The sequence below is a fragment of the Streptococcus sp. DD10 genome, from assembly GCF_001578805.1.
Lineage (GTDB): Bacteria > Bacillota > Bacilli > Lactobacillales > Streptococcaceae > Streptococcus.
On record NZ_KQ969169.1, the window covers coordinates 14,427 to 24,191 of the forward strand.

Here is a 9,765-nt window from a genome sequence, read left to right on the forward strand (position 1 = left end):
GTTTGGTGTTACAACCACTACTGGAGTCACTGGTTCCTTCTCTGTAACGGAAGATGGGGTTGTTACGACTCCTGTTAAATCTTCAGACACAGTAATCTTAACTGAAACTGGATCCACACTACCGTCTGGGTAAGTGACTGTGATAGTCCCTGTAATTTCATCTCCTGGTTTAGCAGTATTTGGAATAGTAACTGTAACCGTTCCATCTTCAGCAACCTGAATTACAGGATTATCACTGGTGAAGTTTGCACCATTTGGTAATTCTCGACCTTTTTCTTCTGTTACTGGGATTGTAACTGTATCCCCTCGTTTACCACTACCATCATTATAGTGTGGTGTGTAAGCGTCCTTATCGTGATCCTTCACCAAAACTGTCACTGGAACTGTATCCTTGCTTCCATCTGGATAGGTAACTGTAACAGTTTTTGTGATTTCACTACCGACAGGAGCATCACTTGGTACAGTAAAGGTTACACGCCCTTGATCATCAACCTGAATTGCAGAATCATCACTCGTAAACCTTGTTCCTTGAGGGAATGGCTTGTTAGCTGCTTCCTTGACTGGAATCTGCACGCTGGCACCTGGTTTCCCATCTGTCTCATCATAGCTTGGTGCATAATCATCAGAAACTTGTGTTACCCTCACTCGTACTGGCACTTCATCTACTGTTGTATCTGGATAAGTCACAAGTACTACTGCTGGTTTATCACCTGATGTAGAGGTATTTGGCGTTGTTTTCCATGTATAGGTTGTTCCGTTTGGAAGGCTACCTTTGTTACCAATGCTATCTTCTGCTTTTGGTAATTGATTCAAACCAACTGTTTGATTAACAGGTGTTGGAGAGTAAATATCCTTTTGAGGCGTTACCGTAACTGTAACTGGAACATCTACAGTTGAACCATCTGGATAAGTTACCGTTACAAGTCCATCTTTATTCCCTGGTGTAGCCGTATTTGGTGTTGTTTTCCATGTGTATGTTGTTCCTGCTGGAAGGTCCTTGTTATTTCCAATACTATCTTTAGCAGATGGCTGATCATTATGACCCACTGTTTGTGTCTTAGCTACTGGAACGATGTTTGTCGCTGGCTTAACTGGACTTGAGTCTGAAACTACATCCGATTCACCTGGTGTATTCACCGTTGTTTTAGCTGTAATGTTTCCTACTGGTACCTTACCTGTAATTGTGACAGTTGCCTTACCATTTGTTACAGTTCCTGTACCGATGACAGTTGTTCCATCTGGTCCATAAAGCGTTACTGTTGAACCATCTTTCACCCCTTCTCCGACATTAACAGTTACTGGCACATTCTCTTTGTTTGACTGACCTGTCAAGTCTGTTTCGATTACCGGTTGTTTTGGTTTAACAATGAAGGTTACTTGTGGGTTTGACTCAGCTACTGTTTTATCTGTATGAGTTGCTGTTACTGTATATTTGAAAACTCCTGCCGTATCCTGAACGATTTTCGGTGCAGTTCCTTTCCAGCCCCATTCAACTCCGATACCTTTACCGTTTGGTCCAGCATCTGTATAAATATTTCCGTCAACTTTTCCGTTCCAAGTTGCCAAACTATCTCCTACTGTTACCGTTGTAGTTTTACCTTTGATAGGATATAGAGCAGCTTTGTTTGTCGTAGCTTCACTTCCTTGGCTAGCATCTGATATTACATCTTGACTATCTGTATGAACAGTTGTTTTAGCTGTAATCTTACCTTTTGGAATCGTTCCTGTAATCGTAGCTTTACCACCTTGTACAGTACCTGTTCCGATAGCATATCCATCTGGTCCGTAAAGAGTGACAGTAGAACCATCTTTTACGCCTTCATGAACATTTACGACCACTTCTGTATTTGGTAGTTCTGCTTTACCTGTTAAGTCCGTCTCAATTGTTGGATCTTTTGGTTTAACGATGATGGTTACTTGTGGATTTGATTTAGCTACTGAAGTGTCTGTATGAGTTGCTGTTGCTGTGTACTTAAAGACACCTGCTGTATCTTGAACAACTTTCGGAGTTTCACCTTCCCAACCCCATGTCACATCAACTCCACGTCCGTTTGGTGCATCTGTGTATTGGTTAGAATCTACACGTCCTTGCCATGTCTTTAGTGAATCTCCAACTTTAACAATGGCTGTCTGACCTATTAGTGGGTATCTACTTGCTGAGTCATTTCCGACATGGACAGGTACATCGATATTCTCACTTGACTTATCTGGGTAAGTAACCTTCACAACTGCTTTTTTATCCGTTCCTGTGGTGTTGGTATCAGGTTTTGAAACTACTTCAAAAGTAGTTCCTGTTGGGAAAGCTGGTGTTCCAGATTTAGCAATAACTTTTCCTTTAACCTCATCATCTGTGATTGTATGGTTAAATGGTACAGTTAGCGTATTTGCTTCTGGCGTGTATTTTTCAGCTTGCTCGTGTACTTCAAATACAAAATGTCCTGTCGTTGAATTGGTACCATCTGTTGATATTGCGCGAGCAGTATACTTACCTTTCGTTACATTTAGACCAACATTTCCTGTTACGATTTGAGTAAGCGGACTTCCTTCTGAAGCTGTTCCATTTACAGGTGTAAAACTAAAACCATTTTGAAGATTTTCTACTTTAAAGTCAGTTACTCTACCACTATCATCTATTGTTATAAGACGAGTATTTATAGCATCTCCACGGAATAGTGGGATAACTATATTTTGTCCTGCTTCATGAGTCTTACCTAACTCAACTCTGCTACCATCATCTTTTACCCAATAAATTTTTGGTGGTGTTGTATCACTAACTACTACAGGTACTGGTACTTCATCAGTTGAATTATCAGAATAAGTTACAACAACTGTAGCTGTTTTGTTACCTGTTGTATCTGTATCAGGTTTTTGTTTAACACTTAACTTTGCATTACTTGGATAATTTTTAACTTTTGAAATAATTGCCGCATCTGTTAGTTGTTGTTTGATTCCTATTTCAAGAGATTCTGCTGTTGGATTATTTGTTTCATTCTCTTTAGTTGCTGCAATAACTTTTACTTTTACTGTTTTAACAGTTTCATGTCCATAGTCATCTTTCGCCTTAAAGGTAACTGTTTTTTCTCCAATATCAGCTGCTGTTGCTGCTCCAAGATTAACAGATAGTGTTTTTTGTTTATCAGTATTTACTGAATAATTAGATTTTAACGTAGACATATGATTACCATATTTATTGAATATATCTGAAAAATCTAAATTCACCTTAGTATCATCTTGACCATTTATATTAAAGACGATATTTTCTCCAACTCTTACAGTTTGTTCTGCTGGCGTTACTTCTAAAGTTGGTGCTTGTGTATCACTCGGTTGAGTAACTTTAATAGTAGCTGTATGTTCAGCACTTTGTCCAACGTTGTTAACAGATTTCACCTTAACTTTATAACCAGTGTCACTAGCGTCTGACATGACACGACCTGTCAGGATGAGCTTATGTTCATAGTCGCTTACTTTTTGAATTTCAACTTTTTGATTATCCAGCTTCAAGGCACTATCTACTAGTGTAATGGAATTAGCTGTATTGTAACCTAGCTTCGCATCACCAAGTGAAAAACCTGCCAAATCATCCTTAGTTGTAAACTCTAAACGGATTTCCTTCCCTTTTTCAATGGTCTGGTCATTTCCTGTCACCTTCGGACTTGGAAGCCCATACCATTGCATATCATTACGGTGGTAGGCAAACTCATACGACCGTAATCCAGCTGCATACATTAATGGTGTATCTTCAGATGCTTTTGTTTTGTAACGAATTACAAACGTTGGGAAACTGTTTTTAGTTGCACCACGGTAGTCGATTTGGAAGTGATATACTTTTTCAGTATTTCGAATAATCCAATCCGACAAGTAATCTGATAAAAGAACATCTTTTTCTGTTGTAGTACGCGCTCCACCTGTACGTGTATAATATGGATGATTTTCATTTGCTATGATATCTTTAAGGGTCTGTACTTTCCCTTCTGAACCCGACCAAAATCCATCTTTTGTAGCATTTCTTGAAGACCAAATAATACCACCACCAGGATATCCATAGTTTGCAGTAGCCATGTTTCCTAAGTGCATACTGAAAATTTGATCCAGGTTACGGCTAACTTGTCCTAGAGTGTTAACCGCTATTTTAGTAGGGTCCCCACCCCAATAGGTAGTAAGCGAAGCCGAACCGTCTATCACATTATGACCTTTTGGAACTGTGAAGTAAGCGTGAGCCTGCTGGTGAGCTACTGGATCATTATCAAAAATTAATTGCCAATCGTAAGTATCTCCACTACGTTGAACAACAACTTTAACTGTATTTTTTACATCACTTACACGTTGGTTATCTGCTGTATTTTCACGACGATCTCTAAATAACATGGTTCCAGGTGGATAACCTGAGCCATCTCCTTCTTTTGTAAAGTAAAGACCAACAGCATTATTATATGTTGCTTCTTCACCTGCACGAAGGGTAGAACCTTCTGGGATAGCAGCACCATTACGAACATCATTGCGTCCAGATGTCAAGCGGTTGCGTGCAATCATAACAGAGCTTTCGTTCTTTTTCACAGCACGGTTCATGTCCTCAATTTCACGCAGACTGATTTGGACATTGCCCAAAACTGCCTTAGCAGCTGTTACTTGAGCGATTGCTTTTTCTAAGATGTCTCGTGTCAAGTCATGGTCAGGAGTTTGAGCGATTGCTTGCTCCAAACGGCCGATAGAGACTTGAAGCTTCGCTTTTGCTTCTGTCGTTTCTACTTCCTCAGCGACGACTGGTGTTTCAGTTACCGCTTTTTCTTCTGCTACTTCTTTTGTTGCAGGAGCTTGCTCTGTACTTGTTGCTTCAGGTTTAGAGGCTTCAGACTTAGCATCTGCTACTGGAACTTCTAGCCCTTTAACGGTCTCGATGCGTGTCAACAACTGAGCTACCAAGACGTCTACTTCAGCTTGAGTTGCATCAGCCTTTGCCAAAAGCGCTTCTGCCGCTTGCAGGTCTGCTTTTGCCGCTGCTAGAGCCGTTTGATCCGCACCTGCCTTATTGGCAAGCAAGTCCTTAAGCTCAAGGCGCAACTGGGCTAGACGAGTCGTATCTGCCTTTGCAGGAGTCTCCTGAACTGCATCGCTTAGGGTAGCTGACGTTCCATTAACCGAACTTTTTTCTGTATCATTTTGTTCAACTACTACCTCACTTGAAGAAGTAACACTCGGTAAAGTCTGTTCCGATACATCTCCTACCACTGCTTCAACATTTGTAGCAGTAGTTGATGCTAGGGTGTCTGCACTCGCTACACGAGCTCCCAAAAACATCAGAGCCGCGACAGCTACAGATGCCGCACCAAAGCTATACTTACGAATAGAGAAGCGCAAGATTTTATCGTTCTGCTTATGCTCCACTCTATCCAGAGAGTGATTTTGATTTTCCATTTTTTCCTCCTTTTTGGGAATGTACAACTGCGATAAAAAACTTGGGTTCTAAAGAATCCAAGCACTGTGAACTAGTAGATAAATGAGCTGTCCTAGGTAGAATCCTCCCTATCACAGCTATCACAGCTATCACAGCTATCACAGCTATCACAGCTATCACAGCTATTATTATACACATATTGGTGATATTTTGCAATAAAAATATCTGAAATAAGGATATTTTTTGACTAATTCTTAACGAAATTTTATTTTTACTATAAAACATGTGCATAAAAATACTTTCCACCTATGTTATTGAGGAAATATAGGATAAAAGTATCAAAGCTCCTATCTAAAAAAGTCGCTAGACGCATCATTTCGGTTCAACTTCTATCATTGCTCACACCAGCCAACAAAAGTTCAATCTAAACGTCTCTAATTCCCATCATAAAGAGAATTGGTACAAGCTAGATCTACCTATCACTCGTTAAAAAACAGTAATTGACCTATCTAGACAAGTCAGTACTATTTTAAAGTCCTTTATAACCTTTTGCGAAAAACTAGTAACTCTGCACCTTGCTTCGTGCGGATGATAGGTCTTATAGGATTCTGAAAATGATAGTCATCTGACCTATTATTGGACATTTTTATCGAGCAAATCTAAGAAGCAAGGCATCAACCCTCTACCATCATAATCAACATCTTAGTAGCTTAGTTTTCAAGAATTTTTAGGAGATGATGCAGAGGATGTCTATTATAAAATGTGGTTTGCTCATTTTCCAAAATTAGGTCAAATTAGGTAATACTTTGCAATACACCCTCAATCATAAGAAAACTATTCAGAAATCAAACAAAACTTTGGAACTGTTTTCAAGACACTCAGTTATTTAACACTTATACTCAATAAAAATCAAAGAGCAAACTAGGAAGCTAGCCACAGGTTGCTCAAAGTACTGCTTTGAGGTTGTGGATGGAACTGACGAAGTCAGTAACCATACCTACGGTAAGGCGAAGCTGACGTGGTTTGAAGAGATTTTAGAAAGAGTATTACCTTGATTTCTATTACTACTTACTTATAAATAGAAGTTTGAAGAAGTGAACTGATGCACAACTTATTTGTAACGAAAAATTAATATAATTGTAATTATTATAAATTCTACCAATTATGTAAGTTTATTGAATGTTACAAAAAATTAAAACTCCCCTTATTTTCACTTCCTCTTCCCAGAAATACATGCATATATATATATATATATATATCATTCTTTATTTATCATAATATCCCTTAAAAGATTAAAGAAATTGAAGATTTCCTCCCTTGCCTCTAATTTATATTTATTGTATAATAAATCGTTAATATAATATGATGGAGGAAATTTTAGAATGAATCCTTTTTTTAACAAACGTGTTCAACGTTTTTCTATAAGGAAGTTCTCTATCGGGGCAGCTTCAGTCCTGTTAGGAACCTTTCTAATCGGTATGAACCAAACGGTTCAAGCGGAACAGCTATCAAGCTCTCCTGAAGAAGTAGGACAAGTTACTACAGACCCATCTGGGCAGGAGAAAGAGGCTTCTACTACTGGGGAAGCTATCCCTAGTAAGCTAGCACAGACAGATAAGCAAGCTGTTACTGGGGCTACTCCCCAAGCAAGTCCAGAAACTGAAAAAACTCCAGTAATTCCTGCTCCACTAGTAGATCCAGTCGCTGAACAAGAAGCAGGAAAAGAAGTTCAGACAAACTCTGTCGAAACGACAACTCCCCCTAGCCCTGCAGCCACTGAGCCACAAACTCCAGCTGAGGAAGAGAGCAAACTGGTTACCAAAGGCTACAAGGTACAAGCTGTTACCAAACCAGCTACAGCTTCTATTTCTAACTCAGGAAGTCGTGATCCACGCAATGGTCAAGCCCTCCCTAACCAAGGAGAAAGTGGATTTAGAACACCAGAAACACAAACTAACAATGATGTAGCAATTGATGGAGGAAAAATTACAGCAAGTGGTTCTATTTCAACAGAACCTAGAATGGGAAGCTATTCAGGAGTTAATAACATTAGTTATAATCTGAAATTCAAAGACGGTGCTTATAAACAGGGAGATAGCTTTAGCATTACTTTTGAAGAATTAGGAAACGGAGATAGTTTACCTAAGGCTTTAAGTAAAGATGGAAAAAATTTTGCTAATTTAATAAAAACGGAAGAACTCTATTCTGAAACTTATGGCGCTAACGCATCTCGCAATAAAACACCTTACTGGGCGCAACGGGATGATGCCGTTTCACTACAAGAAAAAGAAGATGCACATATTAAAAATAGAGGTACTAAAACTCGTTTTACGTATGAGTTTACTTCTGCTATTGAAAGTTTAACTGATGTTTCATTTACAGGTTCGATTAATAACTATAGTTTACGTTATCCACAAATTAGTACGGATAAAGAAGTAACAAGTAAGATCCTTATCAATGACCAGCCAGTTGTAGAAAAAACATACATTATGAATAGGACAGAGATTAAACAAGACGATAATCAAACTGCTCCTTCAATAATTTCTACTACAGGTTCGATGGATATTAGTGAAAATGGAGAATTATTATCTCACGATGAAGAATTACAATTTCGAACTAATAAGTATGAGTATGAAGCAGGAACTACGATAAAAATTAAGTTAAAAAATAACAACTTAAATAAATTTGTTAAGATTGGTAATTTTAACGAAGCTAAGGCGAATTTACAAAATGATATTACAACCGCAAATTCAAAAATAAATGAAAATGACGTTATTTTAAAAGAACCTAGAGGAGATGTTTATTTCCAAGTTACTAAACTATCTGAGAATGAAGTAACATTAAAAATTGTAAGAGGAACAGCAAGTAAAGGTATTTTATATAGAGTAAATTGGGGAGCATTGGGTGTTTCACGAGAACCTGTAAAAGATACTTTTAAATTATATAATAAGAATGATAAAACTTTTGGACCTACAGAAGAAGAGCTAACTGTCACAAAAGATGGTGACGAAGGAAATTTAAATAGTCAATTTACACCAGCAGTGAAATTTGATTGGAAATATCCTAAGAAAAATGAGTTTGATACTTCTGGAACGTGGCTAACAGAATATTTAGAGCTTGGAAATGTTGCCATGCGTTATATTAACGCTGGAAATAATCGTCCAATTTTAAAAGCAAAATCAATTGTGAAAGATGGAACTGCAGAAATTGATAAATTTGCTACCGCAACTCCCACAAAAGATTTTACAGACGCTAAGGTTGCAACAGAAACAATTAATACGACAAAGATAGAAGAATCTCAAAACGAGAATAGCAAAACAACGACAGCTACTGCACCTTATATTATAAAAGGAACAGATAATAAATACTATGTTTTTAAAGAGTATCTAAAAAATAGTCCATATAATAGAACAGCAACCAGCGGAACGGTCTATGATGCGGTGTCTAATATTGTAGCAGCATATGATGAAGCTAAATATGGGAAAGTTACCGTAAAATATGTGAAATCTAATAATATCTCTTCTGTGATTAGAGAAACAGTCTCAAAAGATGGTACAGCAAAATTAGAAAATATTGTTGGGAACAACTATTCAGTTACACCTGAAGAAGAAATTACTGAAAATGGTGTAATTTATAAACTTGTTAAAACAGATTTGCCAAATAATTCAAATGGAGTATTATCAGAAAATCCTATAGAAGTTGTTTATAAATACGTAGTTAAAAATCAAAAAGCAAATGTAGTTATTAAAACAACTGATGATAAACATTCTAAAATAGTAGAGTTAGAAGGTGAAGCTGGAACAGCATTACCAAATAGTGATGAAATCACCAATAAGGTAAAAGAATTAATAAAAAAGGTTACGAAGTTGAAAGTGACGCTTACCATGTAAATGGTGTTCATCCTAATTTTGATGAACGAGAGGATATTGAAGCAGGTGTTTCAAAACCATCTCAAACATTTGAAATCACTTTGAAACCTAGAATAATTGAGGTTCCTTCATCAACACCACATGAAAAAGATAGCCCGGTAAATCCAAATGGAGATACTCCAGACTTGAAATGGCCTGAGGGAGTGGCTAATTCTGATTTGAATACGATTGCAAAACGTATCATTTCTTATGTGAAGAAAGATTCAGATACTGCTACGGAAGAAAAAGCAAAGGATCCTACTGAACAATCGGTTACCTTTACTAGAAAAGCAACAGTTAATCTTGTAACGAAAAAAGTTACGTATACCGATTGGGAAAGTACAAATAAAACATGGGATAGAGTAGAGGTAACTGTTTTAACAGGATATATTGCTGATAAAAAAGAAATTCCAGCAAAAGAAGTTACTACACCAGCCAAAGATACAAAAGTTATCCTAGACGAAA

General features: G+C 37.6%; 3 protein-coding genes. 2 read left to right on the forward strand and 1 reads right to left on the reverse strand.

The genetic code is table 11. The features are described from left to right. Window positions 1–5,412: Rib/alpha-like domain-containing protein (locus tag STRDD10_RS11240; protein ID WP_082782095.1), on the reverse strand; the 5,412-nt coding region annotated here is incomplete at its 3' end. Between the two features lie 1,362 nt (window positions 5,413–6,774). On the opposite strand from STRDD10_RS11240, the gene STRDD10_RS11245 reads away from it, so the two are divergent. Both STRDD10_RS11245 and STRDD10_RS09780 read left to right on the forward strand, forming a co-directional pair. Continuing rightward, entirely contained in the window at window positions 6,775–9,282 is a 2,508-nt protein-coding gene (locus STRDD10_RS11245; RefSeq protein WP_067195630.1) for a YSIRK-type signal peptide-containing protein, read from the forward strand. Between the two features lie 80 nt (window positions 9,283–9,362). Beyond that, window positions 9,363–9,765, forward strand: a 403-nt coding sequence (locus STRDD10_RS09780; protein WP_156468651.1) for a mucin-binding protein, incomplete at its 3' end; no start/stop codon positions are given.